The sequence below is a fragment of the Paenibacillus sp. sgz302114 genome (genome assembly GCF_056120345.1).
Genome location: NZ_JBVYOI010000016.1, coordinates 1 through 15265, shown reverse-complemented (window position 1 = coordinate 15265; position 15265 = coordinate 1). Strand labels below are relative to the sequence as shown.

At 48.4% G+C, this 15265-nt stretch carries 14 protein-coding genes and 1 pseudogene; 13 read left to right on the top strand and 2 right to left on the bottom strand.

Features of this window, described 5'->3' with window-relative positions; all coding sequences use genetic code 11:
• From AC0LWF_RS24650 to AC0LWF_RS24630, 5 genes and pseudogenes are all read left to right on the top strand, one after another.
• Complete coding sequence (locus AC0LWF_RS24650; RefSeq protein WP_474654189.1) at positions 1–756, top strand: class I SAM-dependent methyltransferase; 756 nt, start codon at positions 1–3, stop codon at positions 754–756.
• A 175-nt stretch (positions 757–931) separates the two neighbouring features.
• Positions 932–2779 carry an ABC transporter ATP-binding protein gene (locus AC0LWF_RS24645; protein WP_474654188.1) on the top strand — a complete coding sequence of 616 codons (1848 nt, stop codon included), beginning with the start codon at positions 932–934 and terminating at the stop codon, positions 2777–2779.
• On the top strand, positions 2754–4583 hold the full coding sequence (locus AC0LWF_RS24640; RefSeq protein WP_474654187.1) for an ABC transporter ATP-binding protein: 1830 nt from the start codon (positions 2754–2756) through the stop codon (positions 4581–4583). Before AC0LWF_RS24645 ends, AC0LWF_RS24640 begins: the two co-directional genes overlap by 26 nt.
• A 219-nt stretch (positions 4584–4802) precedes the next feature.
• Complete coding sequence (locus AC0LWF_RS24635) at positions 4803–5447, top strand: DUF2306 domain-containing protein (RefSeq protein WP_474654186.1); 645 nt, start codon at positions 4803–4805, stop codon at positions 5445–5447.
• 104 nt (positions 5448–5551) lie between these two features.
• Positions 5552–5623 (top strand): annotated as a pseudogene (locus AC0LWF_RS24630) (hypothetical protein); the annotation flags it as partial.
• Here the strand turns inward: AC0LWF_RS24630 and AC0LWF_RS24625 are convergent.
• Positions 5612–6040, bottom strand: a complete 429-nt coding sequence (locus tag AC0LWF_RS24625) for a hypothetical protein (protein ID WP_474654185.1) — start codon at positions 6038–6040, stop codon at positions 5612–5614. The pseudogene AC0LWF_RS24630 and the gene AC0LWF_RS24625 sit on opposite strands and share 12 nt — an antisense overlap.
• Positions 6041–6261: 221 nt before the next feature.
• Here AC0LWF_RS24625 and gnd point away from each other — a divergent pair, with 221 nt between their 5' ends.
• The 5 genes from gnd to AC0LWF_RS24600 all read left to right on the top strand — a co-directional run bounded on the left by gnd (position 6262) and on the right by AC0LWF_RS24600 (position 12012).
• A complete protein-coding gene (gene gnd / locus AC0LWF_RS24620; RefSeq protein WP_474654184.1) occupies positions 6262–7158 on the top strand; it encodes a phosphogluconate dehydrogenase (NAD(+)-dependent, decarboxylating) in 897 nt (298 codons plus the stop codon).
• A 104-nt stretch (positions 7159–7262) separates the two neighbouring features.
• On the top strand, positions 7263–7934 hold the full coding sequence (locus AC0LWF_RS24615) for a GntR family transcriptional regulator (RefSeq protein ID WP_474654183.1): 672 nt from the start codon (positions 7263–7265) through the stop codon (positions 7932–7934).
• Between the two features lie 152 nt (positions 7935–8086).
• On the top strand, positions 8087–9448 hold the full coding sequence (locus AC0LWF_RS24610) for a GntP family permease (RefSeq protein ID WP_474654258.1): 1362 nt from the start codon (positions 8087–8089) through the stop codon (positions 9446–9448).
• 51 nt (positions 9449–9499) lie between these two features.
• Positions 9500–11047 (top strand): gluconokinase, encoded by a 1548-nt coding sequence (gene gntK / locus AC0LWF_RS24605; RefSeq protein ID WP_474654182.1) that lies wholly within the window; start codon positions 9500–9502, stop codon positions 11045–11047.
• A gap of 182 nt (positions 11048–11229) precedes the next feature.
• Positions 11230–12012, top strand: coding sequence for an SDR family oxidoreductase (locus tag AC0LWF_RS24600; RefSeq protein WP_474654181.1), 783 nt, complete (start codon positions 11230–11232; stop codon positions 12010–12012).
• Here the strand turns inward: AC0LWF_RS24600 and AC0LWF_RS24595 are convergent.
• Positions 12005–12421: a MerR family transcriptional regulator gene (locus AC0LWF_RS24595; protein ID WP_474654180.1), complete on the bottom strand. Its 417-nt coding sequence runs from the start codon at positions 12419–12421 to the stop codon at positions 12005–12007. The genes AC0LWF_RS24600 and AC0LWF_RS24595 overlap by 8 nt on opposite strands.
• Before the next feature lie 96 nt (positions 12422–12517).
• On the opposite strand from AC0LWF_RS24595, the gene AC0LWF_RS24590 reads away from it, so the two are divergent.
• Genes AC0LWF_RS24590 through AC0LWF_RS24580 form a run of 3 tightly spaced genes read left to right on the top strand, consistent with a single transcriptional unit; the run spans position 12518 to position 14841 of the window.
• The gene (locus AC0LWF_RS24590; RefSeq protein ID WP_474654179.1) at positions 12518–13348 is read left to right on the top strand and encodes an SDR family oxidoreductase; all 831 of its coding nucleotides are present in this window, start codon (positions 12518–12520) and stop codon (positions 13346–13348) included.
• A 34-nt stretch (positions 13349–13382) separates the two neighbouring features.
• The gene (locus tag AC0LWF_RS24585) at positions 13383–13898 is read left to right on the top strand and encodes a DinB family protein (protein ID WP_474654178.1); all 516 of its coding nucleotides are present in this window, start codon (positions 13383–13385) and stop codon (positions 13896–13898) included.
• 28 nt (positions 13899–13926) lie between these two features.
• Complete coding sequence (locus tag AC0LWF_RS24580) at positions 13927–14841, top strand: phosphotransferase family protein (RefSeq protein WP_474654177.1); 915 nt, start codon at positions 13927–13929, stop codon at positions 14839–14841.
• Positions 14842–15265 lie beyond the last annotated feature (424 nt).

Here is a 15265-nt window from a genome sequence, read left to right as displayed (position 1 = left end):
ATGAATCTCCTTGATTATAAAGCGTTCTATGACAAAGTCGGCGCAGTCAATGGATGGGATTTCAGCAGCGTAAAATGCATCTCTGAGGGAGAGAAGCCCGAGCTTTATCAGGATGTACAGAAGTTATGCGGGAAAACAGATATTTTGCTCGATATTGGCACTGGCGGCGGGGAAGCGATCCTATCAATTGCAGCTGATTCTGCATTGCTCTTGGTAGGGATCGACCAGTCCAGTGGAATGATCGAGACTGCAACTAGAAACGCGGCTGTATCTGGCTTGCCGAATGTGCGATTTCTGCAGATGGAAGCGGAGAGCTTGAAGTTTCCTGACCATTTCTTCAACATCGTCTTATGCAGACACTCGGAGTTTTATGCCAGCGAGGTTGCAAGAGTTCTAACGAACAGTGGTGGTATATTCATTACCCAGCAAGTCAGTGAAAACGACAAATCTAATCTGAAGCAAACCTTCGGAAGAGGGCAGGCGTATGGTACGGAGGCGGGTACATTAAAAGAGCAATATCTGAGCGAGCTAAGCGAAGCGGGGTTCAGCGTCATTCAGTCTGCGGATATTAGCGTAACCGAGTATTACCAAACGGCTGAAGATTTGATTTTCTTATTGAAGCACACTCCAATTATCCCAGACTTCGGGCGAACCGAAGATGACTTCAAACTGCTGGAGCTATTCATTAAGGAGAATCATACGGAGAAAGGCATTCGAACAAATTCGGAGCGCTTTATTATAAAAGCTAGATTGTAGTTGATTTTAATCATTCTAGAAATTCCACTAACAGTTGAATTTCTAGACGCATACAATTTCAACTAATGCTTGATAGGCCCACAATCGTCGCTATGCTATGCTGAGCACGGACAAAGCGCATCAACCATTTTGCAGCAAAGTCTACGATCTGTAACTACTAGAAGGGGGTTTTAGAGTGTCAACAGAGAAAGCAGCGGCGTATTCCGCGTGGTCTAACATCAAGTATTCCATGCGAGTGCACTGGCGGGCAAGGCCGCTTACGCTAATTTGTTGCGTCATCGCGGTGCTTGTTGGTGTCGGTATGCCCTTTGTAAGCATCCTTATGCCGAAGATTGTTATCGACAACATTACAAAAGGGGGCACGCCAAGCGAGTTTATAGTGTCGGTAGGAGCTATGGCGCTTCTTCTGGCCATATTGAGCAGCTTGAAGAGCTATGCTGATCTCATCACCAATGATTCGGTAGGTACAATCAGCATATTTAAACACCTTCAAACGGCGATGATCAAGCAGCTAAATATGGACTACGAGGTGCTAGAGAGCCCAAGATACGCAAAGCTAGGCGAAAAGGCGGGGCGCGCCATGCAGAGCAACCACTCTCCTGCCTCCAACATACCGCGCGTCATTTCACAGCTTTTAATGAACGTGTTGGGTTTTCTTACATATGGGTTGGTCATTATTACGGTACATCCGCTTATTATTGTCTTTCTAGCCATTTCGGCTGGGATCAATTGGATGTCGCTCACTCGTGCCCGCAAGATTGAGAAGGACACGCGTGAGGAACGGTCCAAGCTTCAGGGCAAGCTGTGGTACATCCAGAGAGCGTCGAAAGAACCGTCTGGAGGCAAAGACGTACGCTTATATGGTCTGAGCAGCTTAATCGGAGGAGTTTTTCAAAATGTACTCGCGTCTAGCACGGAGAAAGAGCATAAGGTCGCGACAGGTGATATGAAAGCTCAGCTGTCGGATGCAGTGCTTAGCCTTATACGTGATGGTGCCGCGTACGCGTTTCTAATTTACTTGCTGCTGAACGACAAGATGAGCTTGGGCAACTTCGTGCTCGTGTTTGCCGCCATTGGTGCGTTTGCAGGCTGGTTGTCGGGCATTTTGAGAAGTTCAAGCGAGCTTATGCGCTCTTTAAGTGAGATGTCTGATATCCGAGAATATCTCGATGTACCTGATATTTCTAACACCGGCCCGGGCCATAAGCTGCCTTCAGGTGACATGCTCCCTCCATCAATTAGGCTAAGAAACCTCGGATATACGTATCCGGATGCCAAGGAGCCTACTCTCTTCGGAATAAATCTGGATATAAAGCCGGGAGAACGCATCGCGATTGTAGGTCCGAACGGGGCGGGCAAGACGACGCTTATTAAGCTCTTATGCGGACTTTATATGCCGACAAGCGGCGAGATTACGCTCGGAGGTGTCGACACGACGCGGTATAACAGGGACGATTACTTTTCACTATTTTCTACCGTGTTCCAGGATATTCATCTCTTCTGCAGTGATATTGCCGGGAATATATCGCAGCAGTCTCCTGATCAGACAGACTACGAGAAAGTAAAGCAATGCCTTGTGATGTCCGGACTTATGGATAAGGTAAGTAAGCTTGAGAAAGGCGAGTCGACGCTTCTCGTTCGTCGTGTGCATAGCGACGCAATCGAACTTTCAGGCGGTGAGATGCAGAAGCTGGCGCTTGCGCGCGCTCTGTATAAAGACGCGCCGGTTATTATTTTGGACGAGCCGACAGCTGCGCTTGACCCTATCGCTGAGAGCGAGATTTATCAGCGTTACGCCGAACTGACTGCCGGCAGAACATCGATTTACATCTCTCACAGGCTGGCAAGCACACGTTTCTGCGATCGGATTCTATTAATAGACGGCGGCGGCATCGCCGAAATCGGCACGCACGACGAGCTTATGAGAAATGGCGGAAAATATGCCGAGATGTTTAACGTGCAGTCTCACTACTATAAAGACGGGGAGGTTGCCGACCATGCAGAAGCGCTCAATTTGGCGTAACCTACGCCGCGGATACGGGATTGTAAATCAATTAACGCCAAAGTACATTCCGCTAACTGTCGTCTCATCCTTTATTAAAGCTGTGCAGCCGTTAATGGTGCTCTTCTTGTCTGCCCAGATCATTAACGAGCTGGCAGGCGACCGTGACACCGGGCGTATCGTGCTGTATACCGCGCTTACTGTCGGACTCGCGTTTATTTTATCGGCTATAAACGCCGTCGTATCACGCCGGATAACGACCTTAAACAGTACGTTGTGGGCGCGATTCTACTTTTTCCTGGGCCATCGGTATATGCAGCTTAATTACGATCAAGTGGAAGATACGATGAATAACGAGAAATTAGCGGATATTGAAGCTAAGACTAACGGTAACGGACTTGGTCTCCTGCGCTTGCATCACAGTTTGCCGGAGCTGCTGCAGCCCCTTTTTGAACTCATACTGTCCATCGTGCTCTTTATAGGCATGTTTACAACTGCTTCTTCCTATGAGGAGACTTTCATCACATCTCCAATTGCCACCGTTATGCTGGTCATTCTCATTCTGCTTATCCTTCCTTTTACCTATATCCTTAAGAAGCGGGAGGAGCGGATTCAGAGAAGGGTGTTTGAGGAAAATCCGAAGTCGAACACCTATATCCACTTTTTTATGGAATATATGCAGTCCAAGAATGCCGCTAAAGACATTCGGCTCTATAAACAAGCGCCGGCGATCGAGGAACACTACAATAAATCAGTTGGAGCAGAGTTCTGGTACAGAATATTTGACTTATTTGGAAAAAATAACGCCTTGGCAGCGGCTATTAACGCCGTGCTTGGTGGCTGCGTCTATCTATTTATCGGCCTTCGGGCGTTATATGGCATGTATCCGTTAGGTAGCGTGGTTCAATATATCGGTGCGGCTAATGGAGCTGTCGGAGCGCTGGCTAAGCTTGTCGCGGTTCTGGGGAATTATATTACCAACAACCAGTATCTTAACCTCGTGTTCGACTATCTTGACCTGCCGGACAACATGCGCAAGAGCGATGGCAACAGACAAATCCCGCAAGCAGAGCTGGAGTTCGAATTTCATGACGTGTCGTTTAAATATCCTGCCGCTGGCAACTATGCCATTAAGAATCTAAGCATGAAGTTCAATATCGGCGAGCGGCTTGCCGTTGTGGGGTTGAATGGTAGCGGCAAGACCACAATGATTAAGCTTCTATGCCGGCTTTATGAACCGTCGGAGGGAGTTATTACATTAAACGGCATTGACATTAGAGAGTACGACTACTCGGCATACATGGGCGTTTTCAGTGTCGTGTTTCAAGATTTCAAGCTCTTTTCATTCTCTCTCGGCCATAATGTTGCTGCCTCCGAGAACTATGATGCGGATTTGGCAGAGGAATCCCTCATTATGGCTGGGTTTGGCGAGAAGCTTAAGAACATGCCAGAGGGGCTCGGTACCTTCTTGCACAAGGATTTCTCTGACGACGGCGTAGATATGTCAGGAGGAGAAGCGCAGAAGGTGGCTCTGGCTAGGGCGCTGTACAAAAACGCACCTTTTGTCGTGCTTGACGAGCCAACGGCGGCACTGGATCCGATCGCGGAGTTCGAGATTTATTCCCGATTTAATGAATTAATCGGCGGCAAAACCGCTATCTTCGTCTCCCACCGGCTCTCGTCCTGTCGGTTCTGCCACGACATCGTCGTGTTCCACGAGGGGCGCCTTATTCAACGCGGCTCCCATGAAGAGCTGTTAGCTGTTAGGGACGGGAAGTACGCGGAGTTGTGGAATGCTCAGGCGCAGTACTATGTGAGCGCGTGATGATCTATCCGTAAAGAAGAAGCGAACCAAGCTAATTTATAACAGTCTGAGGTTGTTGAGAAATGTCTCGACGACCTCTTTTTATGCTTTTTTTAGATTTGATTTAGAGTCTGTTTGAACCTACCCACTAAAATAAAGGAAGGAGCAAAACAAAAACATCAATAACTAAAGGAGTAATAACATGGTGAATCGATATGGCACTACCAAGGAGAGATGGATATGGATTTGAAACAAAGAAGAAGCTGGTGGATATTATTCATCGTCTCGCTCGGGGTGATGATCCCGTTTGTCCTGCCGTATTTAAACTTGGATCCTGCGAAATCTAGAATTACGATTACATCGAACACCATCCAATATCCGCTCTTAGTGACGCATATTCTGTTTGCTTCTATAGCGTTAATAACAGGATTTTTGCAATTTTTGACGCGTATTCGTGTTCAGCAACCTCATATCCATCGTTATCTGGGAAGAGTGTATGTAATCAGTGTTTTTATTAGTGGTTTGTTGGCGTTGCCGATTATCTTGTATATGGAAGATTTCACGAAATCATTGGCATTCCTGACATTAACGATTGTGTGGCTTGTCACTTGTTGGAACGGTTATCGGGCAGCTGTAAAAGGACGCCTTCCTGAACATCGCATATGGATGATGCGCAGCTTCGGAATTACGCTTGTCGCTGTAAGCGCAAGGTTACTCATGCCTTTGCTGCTCCTTAGCTATTACATATTGAACGGGCTCTCCGTTCCTGGAGGAAGAACGCGGATGGTTGAAGAAGCGTTGAATGTGAATATATGGGTCGGACTTTTGTTGAACTTCGTCATTATCGAATGGATCATTCTTAAGAAAAGGAATGAAAAGCGATAATATAGAGGTAGTTCTCATTCGAATTAACTTCTAAAATATGGATAATTAGGCTATCGTTTTCTGATTGCTCAAAAAGCTTAACCGGATCTGCGAAGAGGCTTGGGATGAAGGTTGGTCTTGCTTCTAGCGCGCCATATGATTGGGTTATGCCGAACTTGATCGAGTTAGATATCGTTAGCTATTTTGACTGCATCCGAACGCATGAAAATGTAAAAAAGGTGAAGCCTGACCCAGAGCTTTAAGCTTAATTCAGTCTGAGCAAATCGTTGTTCCGCAACAAGAGTTCCGAATTCATTTATTCCGTGGACAGACATGTTTACATTTGGTGTTAGAAGAGGAGCAGTTGCATGAATCTGAACTTCATAGGCTACATTTCCATCAATAAAAAATTCTCTCACGCGGTATGAATTCGCAGGTACAACGTAGGCGACTAGGTCTACTGTATAGAATACATTCGAATCGACTGATGCAAATATCTGCACTTCAATTGTAGCTGCGTCGGACAAATCTAAATTTCTTATGTTCACAACGATGTTAGCAGCAGCTGTTCCAAGGTCTCTTGTGTTAGTTACAACCCCCGTAGTGTAAGGCATGTGGGTCAACTCCTTCTTGTATGGCATATTGCAATCTATGAAAATATTTACACATGTGACTAGACTAATCTCGAGAGCGTACAGATTCGAATAGAGGGTCGGCTGATTTTTTATTTAGAGTAGAAATTCAATATTTACAGATACGCAATGAAGCAGTAAAATTGGTGAGCAAGTAAAGTTGTATACAAGTATACTTGTAGACTCATATAGAGGTGAAACAGATGAAAATAGGTATGATCGGTCTCGGCAAAATGGGGTATAATCTGGTACAAAATTTGCTCCAAAACGGGCATGAGGTCGTCGTTAACGACGTGAATCCCGAACCCGGACAGGAGCTTGCTAAGCATGGCGCCGAGTTTGCAGCGACGATTGAAGAAGTAGCTGCGAAGCTGCCGACGCCGCGCGTCGTGTGGTTGATGGTTCCCGCAGGAAAGATTGTCGATCAAGTCATCGAGCGATTGGCACCGCTGCTAACAGAAGGGGATATGGTTATTGACGGAGGCAATTCCCACTATAAAGAATCGATCTCGCGTGCGGAGCGGCTGAGCGAGAAAGGCGTTCATTTCTTCGATGTAGGGACATCGGGCGGGACGGAAGGTGCAGCGCAAGGCGGTTGCTTTATGATCGGCGGCAACCGGGAGATGTTCGGCGTAATTGAGCCGCTGTTCCAGGCGATTGCGGTCGACAAAGGCTACCTGTATGCAGGCAAGAACGGAAGCGGACATTTTCTGAAAATGATCCACAACGGGATCGAGTACGGCATGATGCAAGCGATCGCTGAAGGCTTCGAAGTGCTGTCGAAGAGCGATTTTGACTACAATTATGAAGATGTTGCCTGGGTCTGGTCGAATGGCTCGGTCATTCGGAGCTGGCTCATGGAGCTGACGGAGAACGCGTTCTCGAAAGACCCGCAGCTGGATGGCATCCGCGGCGTCATGCAGAGCTCGGGTGAAGGCAAATGGACAGTCGAAACAGCGCTGGATCTTGAGGCGAGCACGCCGATTATTGCACTTTCGCTTCTGATGCGTTACCGGTCGCTAGAAACCGATACGTTCCATGGCAAGGTCGTTGCCGCACTGCGTAATGAATTCGGTGGACATGCTGTTGTCCGTTCGTAAGCTCTAAACATAGTATCAAATCGCGAATCTGTGTTAAAATCGATAATGCTGTATTTATCGTGTAATCATTCAAATTTGATCTATGTAGGAGAGTTGAATTAGAGATGCGTTATCCTTCCGCTTGGCTTGCCGGAGTTTCTCGTGGTGATTCCATCGCTTGTGAATTAAGGTTGCAAATTATCCGTGGAACGATCAAACAAGGGGAAGTGATTTCGGAGAATCGGGTTGCCGCCGACTTCGGCACGAGCCGCTCTCCGGTCCGCGAAGCATTGAAAACGTTGTCCAATGAAGGTCTTATCCGTCTGGAACGGATGGGCGCCGTCGTGCTCGGACTTAGCATGAAGGATCTCGAGGAGCTGTACGATGTCCGCTATTTGATCGAGAGCTTTGCCCAGAAGCGACTGGGAGAAGGCGATCATGAACAACTGCTCGGCCATCTCAAACAGCTCATCGACAGAATGGAGCTCGCCGTAAAATACAACGACAGTGTAGAGTTCTCGCATCTGGATTATACTTTCCACGAGGCGATGATCGTCGGAGCGAAGCATGCTCGTATTCTTCATTTATGGAAAAGCATCCGAAATATCGTGCTCACGGTAATGCTTATTACGACGGATGAAATATTTTCGCAAGGGGAAGAGAAGCTTCACACCGTCATCGAGAAGCATCGGACGCTCGTGCGGGCTATCGAAACACGCGATCTTGCTGAGATTCAGCAAGTGGTCGAGAATTACTTCGCCGATTCGAAACAGACTTTGCACAGCAGTATTACCTAGCAGTATCCAAGCGCTTTTAAGTAAGCGTACAACCAAACTTGTCGACAAGTATACAACGAAGTCGTGTTACGAATTCTGGCAACATTGGAATAATCGCTTCGCACTAGTCGAACCATACGAAACGTACAACCAGAATTTACAGGAGGTTTATGATGAGCAGTATTTTTGGACTCAGTCATAATGTGACATTAATTATATGGGCGCTCGTGTCGATCGCCTTTCTTGTAACGCTAATTGCAAAATTCAAGTGGAATCCATTCGTCACGCTGCTTATTTCCGCGCTGCTGCTCGGTTTTCTTGCAGGCATGAAGCCGGCAGACAATATCAAGGCGGTGACAGGCGGGCTTGGCGGCACGCTTGGCACGATCGCGATTGTCATCGGTCTCGGTACGATGCTCGGTAAGATGATGGCTGAGTCCGGAGGTGCTGAGCGGATCGCCAACACGATGATTCGCCTCTTCGGGGAGCGACGCATACACTGGGCGATGCTGATTGTCGGCTTTATCGTCGGTATCCCGGTTTTCTTCGAGGTCGGCGTTATTTTGCTCATCCCAATCGTATTTATTGTCGCCAAGAAGACGAAGATGCCGCTCTTGCAAATCGGAATTCCGGTGTTGGCCGGTCTATCCACCGTACACGGACTGGTGCCGCCGCATCCTGCACCGATGATTGCAATTGGAGCATACGGGGCAGATATCGGCAAAACGATTCTTTACTCGCTTATCGTAGGTCTGCCTACCGCAATTTTGGCTGGACCGTTATTCGGAAAGCTGATCGGCAGTAAGATCGAGGTTGAGCCGCCAACGAAACTTGTTGAGCAGTTTGCGACTTCAGAGGAGCGCGTACTGCCAGGCTTCGGCATTACGCTATTCACAATATTGCTCCCGGTTATTCTTATGCTGATCGGTTCCGTTGCTAATATTATTGACCCGCTCGCAACAAGCAGCTGGACGGTGTTCTGCGAATTTATCGGTCATGAAGTGATTGCGTTGCTTATCGCCGTCGTGTTCTCGTTCTACTCGCTTGGATTCGCTCGCGGTTTCTCTAAAGAGGAAGTGTCGCGCTTCGCCAGCGAATGCTTGGCGCCAACTGCTACCATTATTCTGATCATCGGTGCAGGTGGAGCGTTCAAGCAAGTGCTCATTACGAGCGGTGTCGGCGATGCCATCGCGGCAATTGCAACATCGGCGCATGTGAACATTATTTTCTTCGCTTGGTTCATTGCAGCCCTTATTCGCGTGGCAACTGGCTCGGCAACGATCGCTATGACCACGGCGGCGGGTATTATTGCGCCGATTCTCGGCCAGACGCCTGATGCGAATGTCGAGCTTGTCGTGCTCGCGACCGGCGCAGGCTCGCTAATTCTGTCGCATGTTAATGACGCTGGATTCTGGATGGTTAAAGAGTTCTTCAATATGTCCGTTCCGCAGACGTTGAAATCGTGGACGGTAATGGAGACGATTCTATCTGTCGTCGGCTTGATGCTTATACTGCTTCTTAGTGTTGTTGTTTAATATAAGCTACCCTTGGAATGCATCAATTCACCGGAAAGAAGGTTTATTCACTTGAGTCAACCTATGTATATGATCGGAGTTGATATCGGGACAACGAGCACGAAGTCCGTGCTGTTCGAGGAGAACGGAACCGTTATCGCGAAGGCAGACGAGGGTTATCCGTTGTTTACGCCAACAGCGTCTATCGCCGAGCAGGATCCGGATCAGATTTTCAACGCCGTTATCCATACGCTGAAGAACGTAATCGCGCAGAGCGGCGCGAGTGCTAATCAAATTATGTTCGTTTCTTTCAGCTCGGCGATGCATAGCGTTATTGCTGTCGATGCAGAAAGCAAGCCACTGACACGCTGCATCACATGGGGAGATAACCGGAGCGCGGCATGGTCCGAGCGGCTAAAGCATGAATTCGGGGGCCAGCAGATTTATCTAAGGACCGGAACGCCGATCCATCCGATGTCGCCGCTGCCGAAGCTCATGTGGCTTCGCCAAGATATGGAATCTTTATTCAATCGAGCAAGCAAGTTTATTTCGATCAAGGAATATGTATTTGCTCGACTGTTCGGCGAGTATGTGATCGATTATTCGATCGCATCGGCGACAGGCATGTTCAATCTCACTAAGCTTGATTGGGATGAAGAGGCACTAGCGCTCGCAGGCGTGACGCGTGACCGGCTATCACAACCGGTATCAACGACACATGCATTGCAAGGAATGAACGCTGCATTCGCCGAGGAGATCGGTCTCGACGTATCGACACCATTCATCGTCGGAGCAAGTGACGGCGTACTCTCGAATCTTGGCGTGAACGCGATCGAACCAGGCGTCGTTGCAGCGACGATCGGCACGAGCGGTGCCATTCGGACGGTCGTGGACAAGCCCGTGACCGACCCGAAAGGGCGCACCTTCTGCTATGCCCTAACAGATGAATTGTGGGTCATCGGCGGTGCTGTTAACAACGGCGGCATGCTGCTGCGGTGGGCGAGGGATGAGTTTGCGGCTGCTGAAGTGGAGACCGCGAAGAGACTTGGCATAGACGCTTACGATTTGCTCATGGAGATCGCTTCGCAAGTGAGACCTGGCGCAGACGGCCTTCTATTCCATCCGTATATGACGGGTGAACGGGCGCCACTCTGGAATTCGAATGCAAGGGCTTCGTTCTTCGGGCTTACGATGAACCACCGCAAAGAACATCTGATTCGCTCCGTGCTAGAGGGCGTTATTTTTAATTTGTACACGGTGCTGCTCGCCATGGAGGAGAATATAGGACGTCCGACCAAAATCCATGCGACGGGAGGCTTCGCAAGGTCGCAGCTCTGGCGCCAAATGATGGCAGATATTTTCGACCAAGAAGTCGTCGTGCCGGAGAGCTTCGAGAGCTCATGTCTCGGCGCTGTCGTACTCGGTCTCTATGCAACAGGCAGAGTCGACTCATTGAATGTAGTCTCGAAGATGGTCGGCGCTACGCATGTGCATCATCCGATTGGGGCAAATGCGGAAGTCTACCATCAGCTGCTGCCGATCTACATCCGCCTGGCGCGCCAGCTCGAAACCGAGTATGAGGCGATCGCGAAATTCCAGCAGCAGTATGCGCAATCTTAATTTGAGCTTATACAGACCAAGACCACATCGTCATTCGATGTGGTCTTTTTAACAATTGCATATGGACAAACAGGGGAATACAATCAGATTATGACAGAATCGTTAAAACCTACATCATACACCCTCGTCGTTCCATACGAATTAATGCTTATCTTAATAAAGGATGGTGTGAATCAACACTCATGAGTCATACAACCGGCAAATTATCGGGTCGAATCGCGATTGTTACAGGTGCAAGCCGAAGTGCGGGAATCGGAGCGGCAGTGTGCAAAGAATTGGCATTGCAAGGTGCAGATGTATTCTTTACATATTGGGATAACTACGATCAACAGATGCCTTGGGGCAGCAATAAAGTAGAATCGGAGCAGCTTCAAGAGGAAATTCGCTCCTTGGGCGTTCGCTGTGAGCACCTTAAATTAGATTTATCCTTAACAGAAATCACGGTGGAATTAATGGAGGATGTCACTCGGAGGTTAGGTGAGCCATCCATTCTTGTAAACAATGCGTGCTACTCAGTAAATGATGATCTAACTACGATGACTTCAGAGTCTCTAGATGCTCACTATGCAATTAACGTCAGAGCTGTAGCTTTACTTAGTGTGGAATTCGCCAAACGATTTAGTAAACAGTCCGGTGGCCGAATCATCAACATGACATCTGGCCAGTCACTTGGCCCTATGGTCGGCGAAATTTCTTATGCCACGACCAAAGGAGCTGTTGATTCATTCACACGCACATTTGCAGCCGAGGTTGGAGCTAAAGGCATTACTGTGAATGCAGTAAATCCGGGTCCAACTGACACCGGATGGATGACCGATGAACTTCGAATGCAGCTTTCAAGTCAATTTCTGTCCGGTAGAGTAGGTTTGCCCAAGGATGCTGCCCGTTTGGTCGCGTTCTTAGCCTCCGATGATGCCGAGTGGATTACAGGCCAAGTGCTCCATTCAACCGGGGGATTCAATTAGAGAGATCGGGACGATATACTTCCGCCAGCATAGCCTGAGCTTTCTGTGGATCCTCTATTAGTGTCTTTCTATAATCAAGCATCCAGTTAAGGGTCAGAAGCATCTGATCGTACTCATCTTTCTTGCGCGCAATCTCGTCGATTTTCTTGTGAATCCATTCCATTATTTCTTGATTGGTACGGGCACTCGAATCATGCTCTTGCAATATCGTCTTCAGCTCAGCCAGCGAACAGCCGATGCCTTGAAACTTCTTGATCAGCTTCAAACGCTCGATCGCCTCGTCTGAGTAGCTGCGGTAATTATTCTTCTCTCTCTGGATATGCCTGCCGTCGAGCAAGCCTTCTTTTTCATAAAAACGTATCGTATGAGCAGTCAAACCCATCTTGTCAGCTAATTCTTGAATTTTCATGTTAATAGCTCCTTCAAATGCTTTCCTTAGAGTTCACTTCATAGTTTAGACTTGAGCTGAACACTTCGTCAAATGCATATATAGGAGGAGAAAATAATGCGTATATTCATTACTGGAGCAGCGGGCTATATTGGTACGGCTGTTGTCCGAGAACTTATCCATGCAGGTCATCTGGTTGTTGGTCTTACCCGTACTGAGAGTGGTGCCGAACTATTGCAGCGATTAGGGGCTGAGGTTCAAAGAGGAGCACTAGAAGATCTGGATTTGCTTCGAAGCAGCGCGGCCGCTTCGGACGGCGTCATCCATCTGGCATTTAATCACGATTTCTCAGACTTCGCCGGCTCGCTCGCAACCGATCTTCGCGCCATCGAGGCAATGGGGGAGGGACTTATAGGTTCTGGAAAGCCGCTAACCGTTACCGCTCATGCAAATGGCCAAGCATCGGAGGAGGCAGCATTCGCACTTGCTGAGCGAGGCGTGCGGCCATCGGTCGTTTCCCTTGCACCTTCCGTGCATGGTGAAGGAGATAAAGGATTTGTTCCGAGATTGATCCGTATCGCCAGGGAAAGAGGTGCCTCAGCCTACATCGGAGACGGAACCAACCGTTGGCCGGCGATTCACCGTCTTGATGCGGCTGCCTTGTTCCGATACGCAGTGGAATCTGCACCTGCCGGCGCGCGTTTGGATGGCGTTCACGATGAGGGTATTCCGTTCCATCATATTGCTGGCGTCATCGGCCGTCACTTAAACGTCCCGGTAGTCAGCGTCCCACGTGAAGAGGCAGAAGCATATTTTGGTTTTCTAGGTCTGGTTGCGTCGCTCGACATTCCAAGATCAAGTGGAACGACGAAGGAACTGCTTGGCTGGAAGCCCGTACAATCGGGACTTATCGCAGACCTTGAGCAGAGACACTATTTTCACAAGTAATCATAGTCAGGTCATCCGCGGGGAGAGGATCAGTTTGTTGAACAATTATACGGCTATTATCGATCAATACTTACGGAATCTGGACAGCTACACTATAGAGCAGCTGCGATTTAAGAGTGAAGAAGACGTATGGTCGGTCGGGCAAATGTATATTCACGTAATTGAAGTGGCAAAAGAGTACATCGGGCATATCGAAACATGCTCCAAGGCAACACTCGAAGTGTCTGAAGGCAAAACAGTTGACGGAACGAAGGTGCTTGCCGAAAAAGAGTGGCCCAATATCCGTGTGAAACTTGATGAACCAATCAATGCGACAAGTAACCCTGCTAGCAAGGATGAAATCATAGCTGGTCTGGAGGACGTGCTAGAGAAGATGAGCTGCTGGGCGGGGTGTGTAGATGAAGTGAATCCGGCTTGCAAGGTGCGCCATGGCTGGTTTGGCTGGCTCAGTGCTCGTGAATGGTTTGAGATGGTTGGTATGCACAGCAGGCACCATTTGCGCCAGAAGGCGGATCTGGACGAGAAACTGGCAGAGGCAGGCATAAGATAGCTATCATTCTTAATAAGGTGGAATCACAATGGAAGATTTCTTGCAAGCAGCGGATCGCTTTGTGAAGGATCGCTTCGGTGACCGTGCTATAGATCTTGCTTCACTGGCATCTGGTGATTGGTCGAGAGCCTATTCCTTCTTGCTCGATGGTCGTGAAATGGTTATTCGTTTCGGCGCATATGTGGGTGATTTCGAGAAGGATCGTGTAATGGGGGCGTTCTCTATGGACACGCTGCCGATACCAAAGGTAGTAGAGGTAGGCGAGACGGAGAACGGATTCTTCGCCATATCTGAACGTGTTCAAGGAGAAAAGCATCTCGATGAGCTAGAGGAGTCGGAAATCCGAGTGGTCCTACCAGAGCTGTTCGCTGCACTCTTCGAGCTTCAGAAGCTAGATCTCACTAGCACACAGGAAGTTGGACTATGGCGTCCGGAAGGAACAGGCCAGAGCTGGGGGGCTGAGCTGCTGTCGGTGGCTGAGCCTAGAGAAAGGCTTGCTGGCTGGCGCGAGCGGTTAGACACTTCGCCAAGAGAGGCAAGTATCTTCAATGCTGGTGTTGCAAAGCTTCGTGAACTCGCACCGCAGCTTCCGGAAATTCGAGGAATCGTTCATAACGATCTCCTGAACCGGAATGTGCTGGTGGCCAATGGGAGATTAACCGGGGTGTTCGATTGGGGAAATGCATTCTATGGCGATCCTCTCTACGACCATGCTTGGTTTCTTTATTGGTGGCCTTGGTTTCCGCAATGGCATGGCATTGACTTGCAGGAGATACTCGATGACCACTGGGCAAAGCGCGGAGGCCCGCCAGCTCAGATGAAGGAACGCCTACTCTGCTGTCTCATCCACATCGGGCTTGACCATATCGCCTACTGCGCATTTAGGGAACGCATAGAAGATATGAGACAAAATGCCGATCAATTGTTGACTTACATCCAGTGAGACGAAAGTTCTGTAAGAACAAGCTATCGATCAACGAGTGGAAACTGTCCGAGGTTACTCGGGCAGTTTTTCTTTTTGCTGCGAAAATAGCAATAATAAACAGGAATATTTAAACACTGGACGAGTATGTTGATATCATGTTAATATTTCATTCTGCCGCTGAGAGGTATGCCAAACACGGTGGTCGAAACGAAAACAAGTTGAAAAATAAAGCTTGCAATTGAGTTTCGATACATGATATATTCTAATTCCGGTCGCGAGGCTGGGACGAGAAATAAGCAAGTTTGTTCCTTGAAAACTGAACAATGAGCGACCTGTCAAAAGGTCTAAAACAAGCTAGTTTTTTGAATGAGCTAACAAGCAAATTCATTTGGCGCGAATGGCTCCGCCATTTCGCCTTTTATGGAGAGTTTGATCCTGGCTC